Here is a 20194-nt window from a genome sequence, read left to right as displayed (position 1 = left end):
CGGCCGGGCGCCGACACCGGCGGGGGCGCGCGGTTCACCCGGTACGCGCCCCTCCTGCCGCCGGTCGGCCGAATCCGGGGCCGCGGGCGTGGGCGGCCGGGTCCGTGGTGGTACGTCGTCGACATGCAGCCCGGCACACCGCCACAGGTGATCCCGTTCCTCCGTACCGCCGCCGCCTACGCCTGGCGGCTGCTCGTCGTCGGCGCGCTGGTGTACAGCCTGTTCGCGCTGCTCGGGCGCTTCCACGAGATCGGGGTGGCCGTCTTCCTCGGTCTGGTGGTCACGGCACTGCTGCGCCCGGTGGCGGACATCGTCGCCAAGGGGCTGCCCCGCCCGCTGGCGGTCGCCATCACCATCCTCGGCAGCCTCGCGCTGGTCCTGGGCGTGCTGGCCCTCGTCGGTGAGGCTGTGGAGGGCGAGCGGACGACGCTGGTACGGGAGTTCCGTGACGGCATCGACCGGATCGAGGACTGGCTGGAGCGGCCGCCCTTCCGGCTGAACCCGGAGGCGCTCACGGATGTGCAGAGCAGGATCGGGCAGTTCCTGTCGAGCCACCGCTCGGCCCTGATCAGCGAGGCGATGAGCGGCGCCCACCGGCTGGTCGCGGTCCTCACCACACTGGCCCTCGCGCTGTTCTGCTCGGTGTTCTTCATCCACTCGGGAGACCGGCAGTGGGGATGGCTGCAGGAGCAGCTGCCGGGGCGGGTGCGCGAACGCATGGACGTCGGCGGCCGGGCGGCCTGGCGTACGTTCACCGGCTACACGCACGGCATCGTGCTGGTCGCGGCGGTGAACGCGACCCTCGTCGGGCTCGCCCTCTGGCTGCTCGGGGTGCCGCTGGCGGTCCCGTTGGCGCTCCTGGAGTTCGTCGCCGCGTTCGTGCCGCTGATCGGTTCGCCGATCGCCCTTGCGGTCGCGGCGGTCGTGGCCCTGGCCTCGCAGGGCCCGTGGATCGCGGCGATCGTGATCGGCCTGATCGTGATCATCGGTCAGATCGAGGGCCATCTGCTGCACCCGCTCGTCATGAGCTGGGCGGTACGGCTGCACCCGCTGGTGGTGGCGATCTCGGTGATCGCGGGCGCGATCGCCGCCGGTGTGGTGGGCGCGGTGGTGGCGGTGCCGCTGGTGTCGGTGATCTGGTCGGTGCGGGTGGCGCTGCGGGACGCGGGCGGGGCGGAGGGTGAGGGTGACAGCGAGGGTGAGGGGGAGGCGGCGGACGCGGGGGCGGGGAAGGGCGAGGGCCAGGGCGAGGCGACGGAGGGGTGAGCGCGGCGGACGCGGGGCGTCCGGCGTCGCGGGTTGGCGTGAACCCGTCACGACAGGCCTATTGACGGACCCTATTGGTCTAGGCCAACTTGTGGCTGCCGCACTCCCGTTCATTCCGCTCTCTGCGCGCTCCCCGCACTCCCCCTCACCCCGTCCATCCCCTCCGCTCCCTCCACCCCTTCACCCCCGGGAGGACTCTTGCGTACCCGAAATCGCCTGGCGGCAGCTGTCGCCGGTGTGCTGCTCGGCGCGACCGGTGTGGTCGCGCTGCCCCAGTCGGCCCAGGCCGCGAACCTGCTGACCAACGCCGGCTTCGAAGCCGGCACGCTCTCCGGCTGGTCGTGCACCGGCGGGCTCGGCTCCGTCGTCTCCACCCCCACGCACTCCGGTACGAAGGCCCTCGCCGGAGCGGCGAGCGCGAGCGACAACGCCAAGTGCAGCCAGACCGTGGCGGTCAAGCCCAACACCGCGTACACGCTCTCCGCCTGGGTCCGAGGCGCGTACGTCTACCTGGGGGTGGACGGCGGTGGCTCCACCTGGACGCCGTCCGCCGCCTCGTACACCCAGCTCTCGCTGAGCTTCACCACCGGTGCCTCGCAGACCAGCGCGACCATCTACACCCACGGGTGGTACGGCCAGGGCACCTACCACGCCGACGACGTCAGCCTCGACGGACCGGGCGGCGGAGGCGGCGACGACACCCAGGCCCCGAGCGTGCCCGGCAATCTGCGCTCGACCGGCAAGAGTTCCTCCAGCGCCACGCTCGCCTGGAACACCGCCAGCGACAACGTCGGCGTCACCGGGTACGACGTCTACCGGGGCGGCTCCTTCGTCTCCACGGTCACCGGGACCTCCGCCACCGTCGGTGGGCTCGCGCCGTCCACCGCGTACACCTTCACCGTGAAGGCGCGCGACGCGGCCGGGAACACCTCCGGCGCGTCCAACAGCATCTCGGTCACCACCGACCCGGGCGGTGGCGGTGGCGGCTTCAAGCAGGCCGCGCCGTACCTCTACCTCGGCTGGGGCGATCCGCCGGCCGTCTCGACGGTGATGAACGCGACCGGCATCAAGTGGTTCACCATGGCGTTCATCCTCTCCTCCGGCGGCTGCAATCCGGCCTGGGACGGCAGCCGGCCGCTGACCGGCGGCACGGACCAGTCCACGATCAACGCGATCCGGGCGGCGGGCGGCGACATCGTCCCGTCGATCGGCGGCTGGTCGGGCAACAAGCTCGGGCCGAACTGCGCGACGGCGGCCGACCTGGCGGGCGCGTACCAGAAGGTGATCGACGCGTACGGGCTCAAGGCGATCGACGTCGACATCGAGAACACCGACGAGTTCGAGAACGCGGCCGTCCAGGACAAGGTCCTGACCGCCCTGAAGACCGTCAAGGCCAACAACCCGGGGCTCAGGACGATCGTCACCTTCGGCACCTCGACGACCGGCCCGACGTACTGGGGCAACCGGCTGATCGAGCAGGCGAAGGCGCTGAACGCGGACATCGACGTCTTCACCATCATGCCGTTCGACTTCGGCGGCGGTGCCGACATGTACGGCAACACCGTGAACGCGGCCAACGGCCTGAAGGACAAGCTGAAGGCGGTCTTCGGCTGGGACGACGCCACGGCCTACGCCCACCTCGGGATCTCGGGCATGAACGGCCTCTCCGACCAGCAGGAGCTCACCAGCCCGCAGACCTGGACGAGCATCCGCGACTGGGCGAACACGAACCACATCGCCCGGCTCGCCTTCTGGTCCGTCAACCGCGACCGGGGCTGCGCGGGCGGCGGGGTGACGAGCAACTGCTCGGGCATCGCCCAGAGCGACTGGCAGTTCACCTCGATCACGGCCGGGTTCACCGGCTGACCCCGCTCGCCGACCGCGCCGTCGCGGGCCGTTCCCGGCTCGCGGCGGCGCGGTCGTGCAGAGTGAGATCCATGGACGTCGAGCAGGTCATCGATGAGCTGTACGGGGTGGCGCCGGGCGAGTTCGTCGCGGCCCGGGACGCCCGGGCGGCCGAGGCCAGGAGCGCCGAGGACCCGGCCGGCGCGAAGCGGATCGCGGCGCTGCGCCGGCCGACTCTCGCCGCCTGGGCCTCGAACCGCTTCGTACGGGAACGGCCGGAGGAGGTCCGGCGGCTGCTCGCCCTCGGCGAGACCCTCCAGGAGGCCCACCGGCACCTGGACCCGAAGACGTTCCGAGAGGCGGCCGGGCAGCAGAACAAGGTCGTCGCGGCGGAGGTCCGCGTGACGGCGGCGCTCGCCGAGGAGGCGGGGCAGCCGCTGAGCGCCTCGGTCAGGGACGAGGTCGAGCAGCTCCTGCGTGCGGTGCTCGCCGACCCGGACATCGCGGCGGCGTGGTCCGCCGGCCGCCTCGCGAAGCCCCCGGAGGCCCCGGTGGGCTTCGGCCTCATCACCCCGGAGAGCCTTCCACCGAGACCGCCGTCCAAGCCCGCCAGGGCCGCCAAGCCCGACACCCGCGCCCGCGAGGTGGCGGAAAGGACAGCCGCGGAAGCCGCCCTGCGGGACGAAGACCTTCGGGCGGCGGAAGCCCGCGCGTCGGAGGCGGACGCCCAGGTGGCCCGCCTAGAAGAGGAGCTGCGCCGGGCAAGGTCCGCCCGCCGAGAGGCCCGCGCGGCGGCGACCAAGGCGGCCGACGCCTCCCGCGAGGCACACGCAAGGGCAGCCACGGCGCGCGAGTCGCTCGGCTGACCGATCGGGGTGCAGGACGGGGACGTACTGCCCCGCGTCTTCGGGCTAACCGACGCCCGCCCCTGACAGCTCACTCCCGCCGAGGAATCAGCCGAACCGGTCGACTACTTCAGGTGACCCGAAGGGAACGCCCGGGAGGCCCCGTCCCGCGTTGCGCAACACCAGCAGCGAGCCGGAGAGCGGGTGCGGGCGGGGCCGGCCGGTGCGGGCGGTGGAGATGTAGAGGTCGCGGAGGTCCGGGCCGCCGAAGGCGCATGCCGTGGGGCGGTGGACCGGGAGGGGGACGACGCGGTCCAGGGTTCCGTCGGGGGTGTAGCGGCGGAGTTGGGCGCCGTCCCAGAGGGCGACCCACACGCAGCCGTCCGCGTCCACGGTGAGTCCGTCGGGGTAGCCGGCGCCGGGTTCGATCGTCGCGAACGGGCGTCGGTGCGTGGCGAGTTCGGCGTCGGCGGGGCAGACGTCGATGCGGCGGGTGGGGCTGTCGACGTAGTAGAGGAGGGAGCCGTCCGGGCTCCAGCCGATGCCGTTGCTGACCGCCACCGAGGGGAGCATCTCGCGGGTGGTGCCGTCGGGGGCGATGCGGACCAAGTTGCCGCCGCCGGGCGCCTCGTCGTAGCGCATGGTGCCCGCCCACAGGGACCCGTCCGGGGCGACGGCCGCGTCGTTGCCGCGGCGGCCCGGGACGGGGTCGCGCAGGAGCCAGGTGAAGGAGCCGTCCGGGGCGTAACTGCCCACGCCGTCCCTGAGGTTGACGACCAGGCCGCCGTCGGCGCGTGGTTTGGCCGCGCCGACGTGCTGCTCGGTGGCCATGACGGTGCGCCGACCCGTCTCCGGCGTGTACGTGTGGACGCGCGAGCCGAGGATGTCGACCCAGATCAGCCTCCGCGCCGCCGCGCCCCAGGTGGGGCCCTCCCCCAGCGCCGCCTGTTCCCGTACGGCGACGGCCAGTTCGGCCGTCATCGGGTGCCCCGATGGCCGAGGCGTACGGAGAGGTCGGCGGCGCCCTTGGCGGCCAGTTCGGCGAGGTCGCGCTCGCGGTCCTCGCTCCACCGGATGACCGGGACGGAGACGGAGAGCGCCGCCACCACGCGCCCGGAGCTGTCGCGCACGGGCGCGGCGACGCAGCTCACGTCGGGGTTGGACTCCCGGTGCTCGACGGCGATCCCGCGCTCGCGGATCTCGGCGAGGGCCGCGCGGAGCGCGTCGTGGGCGGTGATGCTGTGCGGTGTCATCGCGACGAGCTCGCGCCCGTCGATACGGCTGTCCAGCTCGGCCGGCGGCAGCGAGGCGAGCAGCATCTTGCCGACGGCGGTGCAGTGGGCGGGGAGGCGGCGGCCGGCGGCGGAGACCATGCGGACGGCGTGGGTGGAGTCGACCTTGGCGACGTAGATGACGTCGGTGTCCTCCAGAAGGGCGACGTGGACGGTCTCGTCGCAGATCTCGGCGACCTCGCGGGCTACCTGGCGACCTTCGGCGGCGAGGTCGAGCTGCTCGGCGTACCGGCTGCCCAGCTGATACGTGCGCACGCCCAGCCGGTAGCGGCCGGGGTGTTCGGGGGCGGGCACGAGATAGTGCCGCGCGGTCAGGGTGGTGAGCAGTTCGTGGACCGTCGTGCGCGGCAGGCCCAGCCTGCGGACGACGTCCGGGGCGGCGAGTGTCTCGTCGCCCGTCAGGAACAGCTCCAGTATGTCCAGCGCTCTCGCCACCGCGGGAACTTGGCGTCCCATCGCCACTCACCCACCCCTCGTGTCGCCGTCGTTCGGTATGCCGGTCAGCTGTCGATATCGCGAACACAGGCTAACCACAGGCGCGTTGACCCGGCAATGGTCGCGCCACCCGCAGTGCGTCCGTCGCGCGCGAGGCGTTGACATGCTCCGGACCAGCCCCTACGGTCACGCCTACATTTCGAACGCGTGACGAAATTTCGAACGAGATCGAGGGGCAACTGCCGTGCGCATCACGGGAATCAGCACTCATGTCGTCGGAACTCCCTGGCGGAACCTGACCTATGTCCTCGTCCACACCGACGAGGGGCTGACCGGTGTGGGCGAGACCCGCATGCTCGGCCACACCGACGCGCTGCTCGGCTACCTCCGCGAGGCCGAGGCCAATCACATCGCCGGGTCGGACCCCTTCGCGATCGAGGACCTGGTCCGCCGGATGAAGTACGGGGACTACGGCCGGGCCGGGGAGATCGTGATGTCGGGCATCGCGGTGGTCGAGATGGCCTGCTGGGACATCAAGGGTAAGGCGCTCGGCGTGCCGGTCTGGCAACTGCTCGGCGGGAAGGTGACGGACAAGGTCAAGGCCTACGCCAACGGCTGGTACACGACGGAGCGGACCCCGGAGGGCTACCACAAGGCGGCCCGCGCGGTCGTCGAGCGGGGCTATCGGGCCCTGAAGATCGACCCGTTCGGCACCGGGCACCTCGAACTCTCCCACCGGGACTCGCTGTACGCGGTCTCCCTGATCGAGGCCGTGCGCGACGCGATCGGGCCGGACGCGGAGCTGATGCTGGAGATGCACGGCCGGTTCGCCCCTGCGACGGCGATCCGGCTGGCCCACGAGTTGGCGCCGTTCCGACCGGCCTGGCTGGAGGAGCCGGTCCCCCCGGAGAACCTGAAGGCGCTGGAGAAGGTGGCGGCGAAGGTGGACATCCCGATCGCGACGGGGGAACGCGTCCATGACCGGATCGAGTTCCGTGAGCTGTTCGAGAGCCAGGCCGTCGACATCCTTCAGCCGGACGTCGGCCACCTCGGCGGCATCTGGGAGACCCGGAAGCTGGCCGCGACCGCCGAGACGCACTACATGATGGTCGCCCCGCACAACGTCGGCGGCCCGGTGCTCACCTCCGCCTCCCTCCAAGTCGGCTTCACCACCCCGAACTTCAAGATCCTGGAGCACTTCAACGACTTCGCGGACGCGGAGATCAAGAAGGTGGTGAAGGGCGCCCCTCAGGTGGTGGACGGCTACTTCCAGCTCTCGCACGCGCCCGGTCTCGGCGTTGAGCTCGACACCGACGCGGCGGCCGAATTCCCGCAGCGGCAGGCACGCTTCGACCTGTGGGCGGACGGCTGGGAGCGGCGCGTCCCGGCGCCTCGTGGCGGCGCCTCGTGAGCCGGCCGCCGGGCGGCCCGGGGCTCGCCGTGGTGATCGACGCGCCGGGGGTCCACCGGCTCGTCCCGCACGAGCCGGTCCCGCCGGGCCCGGGCGAGGCGCTGGTCCGGGTGCACGCGAGCGGGGTCTGCGGCAGCGACCGCGAGGTGTACGGCGGCACACGTCCCGAGGGGTACATGCGCTACCCGGTCGTCCCCGGCCACGAGTGGTCGGGCACGGTGGCCGAGGTCGGCGAAGGCGTCCCCGAGGGGCTCCTCGGCAGGAAGGTCGTCGGTGAGGGCTTCCGCAACTGCCAGTCGTGCGAACGTTGTCATACGGGCGACACCACCCTCTGCACGGCCGGATACGACGAGACCGGCTTCACCCGGCCCGGCGCGATGGCGCCCACGCTGACGCTCCCGGCCCGGCTGCTGCACGTACTCCCCGACGACGCCGACCTGACGGCCGCCGCCCTCCTGGAACCGGCCGCCTGCGTGGCGGCGGCGACGCTCGCCGCGGCTCCACGGCCCGGCGAGCGGGTGGCCGTCGTAGGCGCCGGGGCCCTCGGCCTGATCGCCGTACAGCTGCTCGCCCTCTCCTCACCCGCCGAGCTGCACGTCCTCGAACCACGTCGCGAACGTGCCGAGCTGGCACGGGAGTTCGGGGCGACCGGTGTCGTCGAGTCGGCGGCCGGGCTCGAAGGACGGTGCGATCTGGTCGTGGAGGCCGCCGGGGCCCCCGGCTCCGCCCGCACCGCCGTGAGCCTCGCCCGCAGGGGCGGCCGGGTCGTCCTCACCGGCATCCCCGCGCCCGGGGCGGCCGGCCTCGATCCGACGGCGCTCGTCACCGGCCGGCTGACCCTCCACACCGTCTTCGGCGCACCGCCCACGGCCTGGGCCCACGCGGTTCGCGCCTTCGGGGCGGGGCTGCTCGACCTCGGCGCGCTCGTGACCCACGAGCTCCCGCTCGGCGCGTTCCCGCAGGCGATCGAGCTGGTCGGCAGCGGCGACCCCAAGGTCGGAAAGGTGCTGCTCCGGCCATGACCCCATGCGACCCGTGAGTCTCTCCTGCCTCCTCGCCCGACCCGTGGGACACCCCCGCCTCCTCGCCCGAACCATGTCCGACCTGCCGAACACGGAGGACCCGTTCGTGACCGAAGCCGCTCCCTCCCCTCCCCGCCGCCCCGGCGAACCCGCGCTCGCCGTCCTCGGGCTCGACGCCCCCGCCCTATCCCCCGCCGACGCCTCCCCGCACTCCTTCCCGGACGGCGGCACCTGGCGTACCGAAGTGCCGTCCGTGGAAGGCCCCGAGGCCCTGGAGGCGGTCCTGGCCGAGTCCGCACGGCTCGACGTGCCGGTCCATCGGGTCAGCCAGGGCAGCGGCGCCTGGATGCTCATCGACGGCGAGATCACCGAGATGGTGCGGGCCTGCTCCGAACGGGGCGTCGAACTCTGTCTGTTCACCGGCCCGCGCGGCACCTGGGACATCGGCGGCTCGGTCCGCAGCGACTCGCGCGGCGGAGGCCTGCGCGCGCGGGGCCACGACGCGGTCGCCGGCTGCGTGGAGGACGCCGTCCGCGCCACCGAACTGGGCGTCCGGTGCCTGCTGGTGGCGGACGAGGGCGTGCTGTGGACGCTGCACCAGGCCCGGCGCCACGGCGTGATCCCCGCCGACACCACGCTGAAGGTCTCGGCGCTGATCGGCCCGGTCAACCCGGCCGCGTACGCCGTCCACGAACGCCTCGGCGCCGACTCGGTGAACGTGCCGAGCGATCTGCCGCTCGCGCACCTCACCGAGATCCGCCGGGTCAGCGCCGCGCCGATGGACATGTACATCGAGGCACCCGACGACCTGGGCGGCTACGTCCGGATGTACGAGGTCGCCGAGCTGATCCGGCGGGGCGCACCGCTGTACCTCAAGTTCGGCCTGTCGAAGGCGCCTTCGCTCTATCCCTCCGGTCTGCACCTGCGCGAGACGGTCCTCGCCACCGCCCGCGAGCGGGTACGGCGGGGCAGGCTCGCCCTCGATCTGCTGGCGCGGCACGGCGCGGACGGCGGGATGTCCCCGCTCGGTTCCCGGCTGCCGGGCCCCCTCCACCGCTTCCCCGACCCGATCCCCCTCACGGACAAGGACTGATGACCATGCGCGCACTCCCCCGATCCGCCACCGCCACCACCGCCGTCCTCACCGCCTGTCTCGCCCTCGCCCTCTCCGCCTGCGGCCAGAGCGGGTCGGGCGGGGCGAAGGAGGAGAAGGGCACGAAGGACCTGACGGTGGGCATCGCCATGCCGACCAAGTCGTCCGAACGCTGGATCGCCGACGGCAAGAACATGGTGAGCAGCCTGGAGAAGTACGGGTACAGGACGACCCTCCAGTACGGCGAGGACGACCCGGACCAACAGGTCTCCCAGATCGAGAACATGATCACGCAGGGTGTGGACGCGCTGGTGATCGCCGCCATCGACGGCCGAGCGCTCGCCAACGTCCTCCAGCAGGCGGCGGACGCGAAGATCCCGGTGATCTCCTACGACCGGCTGATCCTCGGCTCGCCGAACGTCGACTACTACGCGTCCTTCGACAACGAGAAGGTCGGCGAACTCCAGGGCGGCTACCTCGTCGAGAAGCTGGGCCTGAAGGACGGCAGCAAGAAGGGCCCGTTCAACATCGAGCTGTTCGCCGGCTCGAACGACGACAACAACACCCGCTACTTCTTCCAGGGCGCGATGAACGTCCTGCAGCCGTACATCGACAAGAAGCAGCTGGTCGTCCGGTCGGGACAGACCAAGCTCAACCAGGTGACGACGTTGCGCTGGGACGGCGGTCAGGCCCAGAAGCGGATGGACGACCTGCTCACCTCCTCGTACGCCAACGAGCGGGTGGACGCGGTCCTCTCGCCGTACGACGGCATCTCCATCGGGATCCTGTCCGCCCTGAAGTCCGACGACTACGGCAGCGCGAGCAAGCCGCTGCCCCTCGTCACGGGGCAGGACGCCGAGGTCGCGTCCGTGAAGTCGATCATCGCGGGCGAGCAGACCCAGACCGTGTACAAGGACACCCGCGAACTGGCCAAGGTGGCCGGGCAGATGGTCAACGCACTGCTCGACGGCAAGAAGCCCGAGGTCAACGACACCACGACGTACGACAACGAGAAGAAGGTCGTCCCGGCCTTCCTGCTCGATCCGGTCAATGTGGACAAGTCCAACTACCAGAGTGCGCTGGTCGATTCGGGCTACATCAAGGCGAGCGACCTCAACTAGTCGTCGACCGGAGAGGGGTGGGTGTGCCATGGCGGAGGCCGTCCTGGACATGCGCTCGATCAGCAAGACCTTTCCCGGCGTGACGGCCCTGTCGGACGTCTCCCTGACCGTCCGCGCGGGCGAGGTGCACGCGCTCTGCGGGGAGAACGGAGCGGGCAAGTCGACGCTGATGAAGATCCTCAGCGGGGTTCATCCGTACGGGAGTTACGAAGGGGAGGTCGTCTTCCAGGGCGAGCCCTGCCGGTTCAGGGACATCGGGGCGAGCGAGAAGCGCGGCATCGTGATCATCCACCAGGAGCTCGCCCTGGTGCCGTACCTCTCGCTCGCGGAGAACATCTTCCTCGGCAACGAGCACGCCACCAGGGGCGTGATCAGCTGGGATCGCACCCTGCGGCACGCCGCCGAGCTGCTGCGCCGAGTGGGCCTGGACGAGCATCCGCAGACCCGGGTCGCGGACATCGGCGTCGGCAAGCAGCAGCTCGTGGAGATCGCGAAGGCGCTCGCCAAGGAGGTGAAGCTGCTGATCCTGGACGAGCCGACGGCCGCGCTCAACGACGAGGACAGCACCAAACTGCTCGCTCTCATCGAGGAGTTGAAGGCGCAGGGCATCACCTCCATCCTCATCTCGCACAAGCTGAACGAGATCGCCCGCATCGCCGACTCGGTGACCGTCCTGCGCGACGGCCGGTCGATCGAGACCCTCGATGTGAAGGCCCAGGAGACCACCGAGGAGCGGATCATCCGGGGCATGGTGGGCCGCGATCTGGACCACCGCTTCCCCGAGCGCACCCCGCACACGCCGGAGCGGGGAGCGGCTCCGGCCCTGGAGATCCGCGACTGGACCGTGCGCCACCCCATCGACAAGGATCGCAAGGTCGTCGACGGCGTCTCGCTGACCGTGCGGCGCGGGGAGATCGTCGGCATCGCGGGGCTGATGGGCGCGGGCCGCACCGAGCTGGCGATGAGCGTCTTCGGGCGCAGCTACGGGAGGTACGGCGGCGGCACGGTCCTCAAGGACGGCGTGGAGATCCGTACGCGTACGGTCCCGGAGGCGGTCGGGCACGGCATCGCGTACGTCACCGAGGACCGCAAGCACTACGGCCTCAACCTCATCGACACGATCAACCGCAACGTCTCGCTGAGCGCCCTGCCGAAGGTCGCCCGGCGCGGCATCGTCGACGAGCACGCGGAGGCCAGGGTCTCCGAGGGGTTCCGCCGGTCGATGAACATCAAGGCGCCGACGGTCTTCGAGCCGGTCGGCCGGCTCTCGGGCGGCAACCAGCAGAAGGTCGTGCTCAGCAAGTGGATCTTCGCAGGACCGGACGTGCTGATCCTGGACGAGCCGACCCGCGGGATCGACGTGGGCGCCAAGTACGAGATCTACACCGTCATCGACCGGTTGGCCGCCGAGGGCAGGGCGGTCCTCTTCATCTCCTCGGAACTCCCCGAGCTGCTCGGCATGTGCGACCGCGTCTACACGATGGCGGCCGGCCGGCTGACGGGCGAGGTGTCCCGCGCCGAGGCCACCCAGGAGCTGCTGATGCGGCACATGACGAAGGACAGGACGGAACGCGCATGAGCACCGATCTCACGGCCGGCGACCGGGCCGCCGACGACGACGGACCGACGAAGACCGGCCCGACGAAATCCGGCCCTACGAAGACCGGGCCCGGCGTCGGCCGGCTGGTCCTCGACGGACTGCGCGGCAACATGCGGCAGTACGGCATGCTGATCGCCCTCGGTCTCATCGTTGCCCTGTTCGCGGTCTGGACGGGCGGCGATCTGCTGCTGCCGCGGAATGTGTCCAACCTGGTCCTGCAGAACAGCTACATCCTGATCCTGGCGATCGGCATGATGATCGTCATCATCTCGGGCCACATCGACCTGTCGGTGGGCTCGCTCACCGCCTTCGTCGGCGCGGTCTCCGCCGTGCTGATGGTCGAGCACCGGATGGCCTGGCCGCTGGCGGTGGTGCTCGTGCTGCTGCTCGGCGCGGCGGCCGGGGCGATGCAGGGCTTCTTCATCGCGTATCTCGGCATACCGTCGTTCATCGTGACTCTCGCCGGCATGCTCCTGTTCCGCGGGCTCACCGAGATCTTCCTCAAGGGCCAGACGCTCGGTCCCTTCCCGGACGGGCTGCAGACCGTCTCCAACGGCTTTCTGCCCGAGGTCGGGCCGCACACGGACTACCACAATCTGACGCTGCTGCTCGGCCTTGCCCTCATGGTCTTCGTCGTCTGGCAGGAGGTGCGGGACCGCCGCCGCCAGCGGGAGTACGCCCTCCAGGTCGCGCCCGTCGGCCTGTTCGCGGTGAAGCTGGGCGCGCTGGTCGCGACGGTCCTGGTGTTCACCCTTCTGCTCGCCAGCTACAAGGGAGCGCCGGTCGTGCTCCTGATTCTCGCGGCGCTCCTCGTCGGCTTCGGTTACGTCATGCGGAACGCGATCGTCGGACGCCATGTGTACGCGATCGGCGGCAACCTGCCCGCCGCCAAGCTCTCCGGTGTGCGGGACCGGAAGGTCACCTTCCTGGTCTTCCTCAACATGGGAGTGCTGGCGGCGCTCGCCGGTCTGGTCTTCGCCGCCCGGTTCAACGCCGCCTCGCCGAAGGCGGGCATCAACTTCGAACTGGAGGCGATCGCCGCCTCGTTCATCGGCGGTGCGTCGATGAGCGGAGGCGTCGGCACGGTCCTGGGAGCCATCGTCGGCGGCCTGGTCCTGGGTGTGCTCAACAACGGCATGAACCTGGTGGGGATCGGTACGGACTGGCAGCAGGTGATCAAGGGCCTGGTGCTGCTCGCGGCGGTGGGCTTCGACGTGTGGAACAAGCGCAGGGTCGGTTCATAGCCGGGCCGCGCCGTCGAAGCTGCGGGTGGTCGTCTCGCCCGCGCGGACGCGGATGCCTTCGGCGCGGTAGGACGTCGGCTGTCCGTCCGGCGTGCTCGGACGGACCGTGTACAGGACGTCCCAGGTGCCGCGTTCGGGGGTCAGGAGGAAGGTGGCGGTGCCGGGCGTCGCCAGGGGCTGAGCCAGGCCGACGGTGGGCCCCTTGCTCGGGAGCAGGTCGACGGTCGCGGTGCCTGGGGCGCCCGACCGTGCTCCCCCGTGGACCAGGAGGGTCGCGAGCTGTTGGGTCGAGGGGCGCAGGGTGAGCCCGGTGACGGCGCGCGAGCCGGTGACGGTGTGGCCGAGGGCGTAACTCAGGGCCCCGGTCCGCCAGTACGCGTCGTACCACTGCTCCACCGAACCGGGTTCGGCGGCGGGGCCCAGGTGGGCGACGCGCAGGGTGGGCGCGTTGACGACCTGGTTGAGGAACCGCTCGGTCCCGTCGTGGGTGATCCGCAGGAACATCCCGGCGTGCAGGAGCGCGGCGGACCGGTCGGGCGGCCGGACGTCGACGGGCTTCGCGGTGCGGGCGTCGACGGTGAGGGTGGTGTCGCGGTCCAGATCGAGGCGCGGTCGCACGATCCAGTCGGTGCCGCCCCCGTCGCCCGAGGCGGTCAGGACGCTGTCCAGGATGTAGCGGCCCCTGGGCAGGCGCACGGTGACCGTGCCGGAGGGGTCGTACGGCTGGACGCTCTCCGCGGCGCCCGGCCCGGAGAGACCGGTGACGGTGGTGGCGTACGCGCCTGTCGGCCGCCCGGCGCGGTCGAGGTGAGTGATCGTCAGGGTGTATGTGTCCGGGGTCCGCGACGCCCCGACGGCGCTCCGGGCGGGGGCGAGGCCCACCGCGGCCACGGTGGCGGCGAGGCCGGCGGTCCGGAGGAGGGACCGGCGCGAGGGCGCGGAGGGCTGGGAGGACGAGGAGGGCTGGGACGGTGTGGACGGCTGGGACGGTGAGGAAGTGTTCATGATCCGTACTGGTCCGCCGGGCGCCTGCGTTCCCGTGAGCCGCGTCACACGCACCCTCGACACCCGGGGATGTGGCGCAGGTCACCGGAACCCGTGCGACGCGACGGCCAGTGCAGGATGTGGAAACAGTGATGAGAGAGCGCTTCCGCAGTGGTGACCGGGAGGCCCTGGGTGAGCTGTACGACGCACACGCCCAGGTGCTGTACCGCTATGCCCTGCGGGTGACGGGCGACTGGGCGGAGGCCGAGGACGTCGTGTCGGCGACCTTCCTGGAGGCCTGGCGGAGCCGGGAGCGGCTACGGCCCGAGGACGACGAACGGCTGCCCGAGGGCGACGGGCTGCGGCCGTGGCTCCTCGGGATCGCCACCAATCTGATGCGCCAGGGCGCGCGGGCCCGCCGTCGTCGTGACGTCGCGCTCGCCCGGCTTCCGGAACGCGGCTCGGTCCCGGACTTCGCCGACGAGGTCGTCTCGCACCTCGCGGACGCCGAGCAGGTGCGCGCGGCGCACGTCGCGCTCGGCCGGCTGCGCCGCCGCGACCGCGAGGTCTTCACGCTCGTCGTCTGGGCGGGCCTGGACTACGCGGCCGCCGCCGAGGCGCTCGGCGTACCGGTAGGGACCGTACGGTCGCGGCTTTCCCGGGCCCGTACCCGGCTGCGCGCGTTCGCCGAGGCGGAGACGGCGCGGGCCGCGCGGGAAGCGCGGAACGCGCGCGACCGGAGCACCACCCCCGACCAGCCGGTGGCGGGCCGCTCCCGCGCGGTCCGGCCGAAGCCCCAGGAGAACCACGGATGAACATCGGCCCGCACCGCACCGGGGACCCCGAGTACGCCGACCTGGCCGGGCTGCTGCCCCCGCCGGCCGTCCCCGACCTGACCCCGGAGCGCGAACAGCGCCTCAAGGCGGCCCTGTTGAGCCGTACTTCGACCGTCGACGGCCGGAAGGCGGAGGCCGTCCCGCGTCCCGTGCCACGCCCGCGCCTGATCCGGGTCCTGGCACCGGCCGTCGCCTGCGCCCTGGCGATCGGCGGCGTGGTGACCTTCGGGACGGCGGAGACGCGACCCGCCGGGAACGTCCCGGCCACCGCCTCGCCCGAGGCGGCCCGGCTGCTCGACCGCATCGCCCTCGCCGCGGGCGAAGGGACACGACCGCCGCTCCGGGGCGACCAGTTCGTCTACGTCGAGAGCAAGGTCGCGTACGGCTCCCAGAGCGCCGGTGGCGGCCCGGTCACGCCGGCCCCCGTGCGCACGCGCCAGGTGTGGCTGTCGGCCGACGGCACGCGCCCGGGGCTGCTGCGCGAGGAGGGCGGACCGGACTCCCCGCTCGGCGCCGACGCCGCCGCCCGGACGACGTACCAGGAGCTCGCGGAGCTGCCGACCGACCCCGACGCCCTGCTCGCGCGCATCCGGGCGGAGACCGGGGGTTCGGGTACGCAGGCACCGGGGGCGGATCCCGACCAGCGGGCGTTCGCCGCGATCGGGGACCTGCTCATGGAGACCTGGGCGCCGCCCCGGGTCAGCGCCGCGCTCTACCGGGCGGCCGGAAGGATCCCCGGGGTGGTCGTCGTCCCCGCGGCCACCGATGCCGTGGGCCGGCACGGGGTCGCGGTCGCCCGGACGTCCGAGGGGCGGCAGACCCAGTGGGTCTTCGACCCGGCCACCCACGCGTTCCTCGGGGAGCGCACGGTCCTGACGGAGTCCGGCGAGGCCGGCCCGAAGGGCACGGTCGTCGGCACGTCCGCGATCCTCACCAGGGCGGCGGTCGACCGGGCCGGCGAGACGCCGCGTCCCTGAGCGCGCACATGAGCGAGGCCCCCGCCGTTGCCGGTGGGGGCCTCGCTCATGCCTGCGTACGCACCGAGTGCGCCGGGGGTCAGACCGCCGGGGCCGGGTACGTCGGGTACTCGACGCCGGAGACGTGCTGGACGACCCGGATGACCTGGCACGAGTAGCCGAACTCGTTGTCGTACCAGAGGTAGAGGATCGCGTTGTCGCCGTCGACCTTGGTCGCGCCCGCGTCGACGATCGAGGCGTGGCGCGAGCCCACGAAGTCCATGGAGACCGCGTCGGGGGCCGTGGTGAAGTCGATCTGGCGCTTCAGCGGCGAGTGCAGCGAGACGTCACGGAGGTAGTCGAGGACCTCCTCGCGGGTGGTCTCGCGGCCCAGGCGCAGGCTCAGGATGGCGATCGAGACGTCCGGGACGGGGACGCGGATCGAGCTGCCGGTGATCGGCGCCTTCAGGTCCGGCAGGGCCTTGGCGACGGCCGAGGCGGCGCCGGTCTCCGTGATGACCATGTTGAGCGGCGCGGAGCGGCCGCGACGGTCGGCCTTGTGGTAGTTGTCCAGCAGGTTCTGGTCGTTCGTGAACGAGTGAACCGTCTCGACGTGGCCGCGCAGGACGCCGTACTCGTCGTCCATCGCCTTCAGCGGCGGCACGATCGCGTTCGTGGTGCAGGACGCGCAGGACAGGATCTGCTCGTCCGGCTTGATCGTGTCGTGGTTGACGCCGTGCACGATGTTCGGGACGTCGCCCTTGCCCGGGGCGGTCAGGACGACCTTGTCGATGCCGGGGCGCAGGTGCTTCGACAGGCCCTCGCGGTCCCGCCACTTGCCCGTGTTGTCGACGAGGATGGCGTCCTTGATGCCGTACGCCGTGTAGTCGACCTCGGAGGGGTCGTTGGCGTAGATCACCTTGATGGTGTTGCCGTTGGCGACGATGGTGCTGTTCGCCTCGTCGACGGTGATCGTGCCCTGGAACTGGCCGTGGATCGAGTCGCGGCGCAGCAGCGAGGCGCGCTTCACCAGGTCCTGCTCGCCGCCGCCGCGCACGACGATGGCGCGCAGCCGCAGGCCGTTGCCGGAGCCGGCCTTCTCGATGAGGAGGCGGGCGACGAGGCGGCCGATGCGGCCGAAGCCGTAGAGGACGACGTCGCGGCCGTCGCGGCACTCGATCTTGTTGGCGCCGGTGGCGCCGGCGACGGCTCCGGCGGTGAACTCCTCCACCGAGAGACCGCGGTCGTCGGCCTTGTACTCCGCGGCGAGCATGCCGATGTCGATCTGGGACGGGCCCAGGTCGAGCGTGGCGAGGGCCCGCAGGAAGGGCATGGTCTCGGTGACCGAGAGCTCCTCACCGGCGATCTGACGGGCGAATCGGTGGGTCTTGAGAATGCTCACCACCGACTTGTTCACCAGGGAACGGCTGTACAGCAGGACCGTGACGTCCCGCTCCCGGTGCAACTTCCCGATGATCGGAATCATCGACTCCGCGATCTCCTCGCGGTTCTTCCAGCTGGTGAACGAGTCGTCATTGACAGTCACGAGTTCATCTTTCGAGCTAGGCGGTGCTCATATGCTAACCCGACGGCATTTTGATCTAGCCCGCGGGGCCGCCTTCCGCTCCCCCTCCCTTCACCGGTCGACCCTCACCCCGCACTACTCGACCGTCACCACGACCGAGTGCCAGCCGGCGGCCCCGTCGGGCATGGTGTCGGTGCGCCGCTCGGGCTGGGTGGCGCCGGTGCCGTCGGTGGCGCGGACCGTGAGGGTGTGGCGGCCGGGTGCGGCCTGCCAGGGGTGGACCCACTGGCGCCAGGTGTCCTGACTGTCCTCGGCGCCGAGCCGGGCCTCCTGCCAGGGTCCGTCGTCGACCCTGACCTCCACCCGCGAGATCCCCCGGTGCTGGGCCCAGGCGACCCCGGCGATCATGACCGTGCCGGCCGCAGGGCGGGCGAGGTCCCGGGGGGTGTCGATCCGGGACTGGGTCTTGACCGGGGCCTCGGCGGCCCAGCCGCGCGGGACCCAGTAGGCGTCGTAGGCGTCGAAGGTGGTCAGTTCGATGGACTCGATCCACTTGCAGGCGGAGACGTACCCGTAGAGCCCCGGGACGAGCATGCGGACCGGGAAGCCGTGGTCGAAGGGGAGCGGTTCGCCGTTCATGCCGAAGGCGAGCAGAGAGTCGCGGCCGTCCATCACGTCCTCGACCGGGGTTCCGAGCGTCATGCCGTCGACGGAGCGCGCGACGAGCTGGTCGGCGGGACCGCCCTCGGACGGCGGGCGCACCCCGGCCTGGCGGAGCAGGTCCGCGAGGCGCACGCCCAGCCAGCGGGCGTTGCCGACGTAGGGGCCGCCGACCTCGTTGGAGACGCAGGCGAGGGTGATGTCCCGCTCGACCACCTCGCGGGCCATCAACTCGCGCAGGTCGAGGGAGAGTTCGCTCGTGACGCCCATGCCGTGGACGCGCAGCCGCCAGCCGTCGGCGTCGACCTTGGGGACGACGAGGGCGGTGTCGACCCGGTAGAAGTCCTTGTTCGGGGTCACGAAGGGGCTGATGCCGGGCACGTCGAGCTGGGCGCCCGGCGGCACGGCCGGGGCGGCCGACGCCGGCCTGGGTAGCCGCAGAGCCCTGCGGGAGGCCGTGGCGCCCTCCCCCGAGGACGGCCCGGCCGCCCGGCCGAGGGCGGCGGCGACGGTCGCCACCACGCCCGCGCCGGCGGCGACGACGAGGAAGCTCCGCCGGTCGGCGCGAGCGGCCGCCTGCGGCGGTTCGTCGGCGCCCGAGGCGAGCAGCCGGCCGATGAGGACGTACAGCAGGAGGGCGCCCACGACCGCCCCGACGAGCGAGGGCAGAGCGTCGAGCGCGGAGTCGGAGTCGGGCCTGGTGACGGCGGCGAGCGCGCCGACGACACCGAAGCCGAGGACGCCGGCGGCCCCGGCCGCACGGTGGCGCAGGGCGAGCAGGCCGAGGGCCGCGGCGATCAGACCGAGGACGAGCACGATGCCCAGCAGGAGGACGGCCTTGTCGCTCTCCCCGAACGTACGGATCGCCCACTGCTCGACGGCGGCCGGGGTCCGGTCGACCACGGCGTCGCCGACGGCCGTGACCGGGCCCGACTCGTGCCGGATCAGGCCGGCGAGGACGTCGGCGACGGCCAGGGCGACGTAGCCGGAGAGGACACCGCCGACGACGGCGAGCAGCCGGTCGGTGCGGGTGGGCCCCCTGCGGGCGGAGCGTGTGGCGTTCATGGTTCCCAGCATCGGCATACGGGGGCCGATGTGGCGGGATTTCACCCGAGCGCCGCCGCCGCTTCCTCGACCAGGGCGGCCAGGGCCGCGCCCAGGGCGTCGAGTCCGGGCCCCGCGGGGCCGCCGGGCTCCGCCATGTAGACGTCGCGCCGGATCTCGATCATCAGGGCGGCGACGCGCGGGTCACGGCCGTAGTGCGCGAGCGGCACGTACGTCCCGGCGAAGGGGCTGTCCGTCCCGATGCCGCCGAACGGCGCGAAGGCCTTCCGTGCCGCGTCCAGCAGGGCGGGCGGTGTGTGGAAGGGGTCGGTACCGAGGCAGATGGGCGGCCGGGGGCCGGCGCCGTGCAGCTCGTAGGGCAGCGCTTCGGTCGGGTACGAGTGCACGTCGATGATCACCGCATGGCCGGCCGCCGCGAGGCGGGCGTCGACGGCGGCGGTCATGGCACGGGCGTACGGCGTGAAGTACCGCTCCAGGAGCGGCCGTTCGTCGAAGTCCTCGGGCCGCAGTTCGGCACGGTGCGTGGTCCGGGTGTAGACCGCGCCCATGCCGACCGCGCGCATCTCCTCGCGCTCGCCCGGGAACCGCTCGGGGTCGACGACAAGGCGGGAGAGCAGATTGACGAACCGCCAGGGGGTGACGGCGGCGGCCCGTGCGGCCACGTCCGCGAGGGCGGCGGTGTGGGCGTCGGTGATGTGGTCCAGCTCGCGCCCGAGTTCCTCGTCGCCGAGCACGATGCCGGCGCGCACGTCCGGCGGGAGGTCCCGGGAGGAGTGCGGCACGTGGAGGAGGACCGGGGAGCCGGGGTCTCCGGGGAGGAGCTGGAAGGACGGGGGCATGGCGTGGCTGTCCTCGCTGTACGGAGTCGATGGCGTAGGGCACCGGACGATCCGGCGATCCGGCGATCCGGCGTTCCGGCGTTCCGGCGTTCCGGCGTTCCGGCGTTCCGGCGTTCCGGCCCCAACGTGGCGGACCGGGCGGCGGGCGCGAAAGT

General features: G+C 72.1%; 17 protein-coding genes. 11 read left to right on the top strand and 6 right to left on the bottom strand.

Features of this window, described 5'->3' with window-relative positions:
* Positions 1-123 precede the first annotated feature (123 nt).
* The 3 genes from ACFWRO_RS13705 (at position 124) to ACFWRO_RS13695 (ending at position 3977) form a co-directional block, all read left to right on the top strand.
* Complete coding sequence (locus ACFWRO_RS13705) at positions 124-1266, top strand: AI-2E family transporter (protein WP_384509198.1); 1143 nt, start codon at positions 124-126, stop codon at positions 1264-1266.
* Between the two features lie 198 nt (positions 1267-1464).
* Positions 1465-3132 (top strand): carbohydrate binding domain-containing protein, encoded by a 1668-nt coding sequence (locus ACFWRO_RS13700; RefSeq protein ID WP_384508973.1) that lies wholly within the window; start codon positions 1465-1467, stop codon positions 3130-3132.
* Between the two features lie 71 nt (positions 3133-3203).
* Positions 3204-3977, top strand: a complete 774-nt coding sequence (locus tag ACFWRO_RS13695; RefSeq protein WP_384508971.1) for a hypothetical protein — start codon at positions 3204-3206, stop codon at positions 3975-3977.
* Between the two features lie 87 nt (positions 3978-4064).
* On the opposite strand, the gene ACFWRO_RS13690 is transcribed toward ACFWRO_RS13695, so the two are convergent.
* Positions 4065-4937, bottom strand: a complete 873-nt coding sequence (locus ACFWRO_RS13690; RefSeq protein ID WP_384508968.1) for an SMP-30/gluconolactonase/LRE family protein — start codon at positions 4935-4937, stop codon at positions 4065-4067.
* Positions 4934-5704 (bottom strand): IclR family transcriptional regulator, encoded by a 771-nt coding sequence (locus tag ACFWRO_RS13685; protein WP_384508965.1) that lies wholly within the window; start codon positions 5702-5704, stop codon positions 4934-4936. The genes ACFWRO_RS13690 and ACFWRO_RS13685 overlap by 4 nt, the downstream gene beginning before the upstream one ends.
* Before the next feature lie 223 nt (positions 5705-5927).
* Here ACFWRO_RS13685 and ACFWRO_RS13680 point away from each other — a divergent pair, with 223 nt between their 5' ends.
* From ACFWRO_RS13680 to mmsB, 6 genes are all read left to right on the top strand, one after another.
* On the top strand, positions 5928-7094 hold the full coding sequence (locus tag ACFWRO_RS13680; RefSeq protein WP_384508962.1) for a mandelate racemase/muconate lactonizing enzyme family protein: 1167 nt from the start codon (positions 5928-5930) through the stop codon (positions 7092-7094).
* A complete protein-coding gene (locus ACFWRO_RS13675) occupies positions 7091-8116 on the top strand; it encodes a zinc-binding dehydrogenase (RefSeq protein ID WP_384508960.1) in 1026 nt (341 codons plus the stop codon). The genes ACFWRO_RS13680 and ACFWRO_RS13675 overlap by 4 nt, the downstream gene beginning before the upstream one ends.
* Before the next feature lie 73 nt (positions 8117-8189).
* Positions 8190-9209, top strand: coding sequence for a hypothetical protein (locus ACFWRO_RS13670; RefSeq protein ID WP_384509195.1), 1020 nt, complete (start codon positions 8190-8192; stop codon positions 9207-9209).
* Positions 9209-10330 carry a multiple monosaccharide ABC transporter substrate-binding protein gene (gene chvE / locus ACFWRO_RS13665; RefSeq protein ID WP_384508957.1) on the top strand — a complete coding sequence of 374 codons (1122 nt, stop codon included), beginning with the start codon at positions 9209-9211 and terminating at the stop codon, positions 10328-10330. Before ACFWRO_RS13670 ends, chvE begins: the two co-directional genes overlap by 1 nt.
* 28 nt (positions 10331-10358) lie before the next feature.
* Entirely contained in the window at positions 10359-11909 is a 1551-nt protein-coding gene (gene mmsA / locus ACFWRO_RS13660) for a multiple monosaccharide ABC transporter ATP-binding protein (protein ID WP_384508955.1), read from the top strand.
* Positions 11906-13174, top strand: coding sequence for a multiple monosaccharide ABC transporter permease (mmsB, locus tag ACFWRO_RS13655; RefSeq protein WP_384508952.1), 1269 nt, complete (start codon positions 11906-11908; stop codon positions 13172-13174). Before mmsA ends, mmsB begins: the two co-directional genes overlap by 4 nt.
* Here the strand turns inward: mmsB and ACFWRO_RS13650 are convergent.
* A complete protein-coding gene (locus ACFWRO_RS13650; RefSeq protein ID WP_384508949.1) occupies positions 13169-14179 on the bottom strand; it encodes a hypothetical protein in 1011 nt (336 codons plus the stop codon). The two genes, mmsB and ACFWRO_RS13650, sit on opposite strands and share 6 nt — an antisense overlap.
* 131 nt (positions 14180-14310) lie before the next feature.
* Here ACFWRO_RS13650 and ACFWRO_RS13645 point away from each other — a divergent pair, with 131 nt between their 5' ends.
* A complete protein-coding gene (locus tag ACFWRO_RS13645) occupies positions 14311-14973 on the top strand; it encodes an RNA polymerase sigma factor (protein WP_384508946.1) in 663 nt (220 codons plus the stop codon).
* Positions 14970-15971, top strand: coding sequence for a CU044_5270 family protein (locus tag ACFWRO_RS13640; protein ID WP_384508943.1), 1002 nt, complete (start codon positions 14970-14972; stop codon positions 15969-15971). The genes ACFWRO_RS13645 and ACFWRO_RS13640 overlap by 4 nt, the downstream gene beginning before the upstream one ends.
* A 79-nt stretch (positions 15972-16050) precedes the next feature.
* Here ACFWRO_RS13640 and ACFWRO_RS13635 read toward each other — a convergent pair whose 3' ends face one another.
* From ACFWRO_RS13635 to ACFWRO_RS13625, 3 genes are all read right to left on the bottom strand, one after another.
* Positions 16051-17496, bottom strand: coding sequence for a glyceraldehyde-3-phosphate dehydrogenase (locus ACFWRO_RS13635; protein WP_384508940.1), 1446 nt, complete (start codon positions 17494-17496; stop codon positions 16051-16053).
* A 114-nt stretch (positions 17497-17610) separates the two neighbouring features.
* Entirely contained in the window at positions 17611-19200 is a 1590-nt protein-coding gene (locus ACFWRO_RS13630) for a molybdopterin-dependent oxidoreductase (protein ID WP_384508937.1), read from the bottom strand.
* A gap of 41 nt (positions 19201-19241) precedes the next feature.
* Complete coding sequence (locus ACFWRO_RS13625; RefSeq protein WP_384508934.1) at positions 19242-20039, bottom strand: N-formylglutamate amidohydrolase; 798 nt, start codon at positions 20037-20039, stop codon at positions 19242-19244.
* Between the last annotated feature and the right edge of the window lie 155 nt (positions 20040-20194).

The organism is Streptomyces sp. NPDC058579 (assembly GCF_042718575.1).
Lineage (GTDB): Bacteria > Actinomycetota > Actinomycetes > Streptomycetales > Streptomycetaceae > Streptomyces.
Note: the sequence above shows the minus strand (reverse complement) of the source record. Positions and strands in the feature narration are given on the sequence as shown.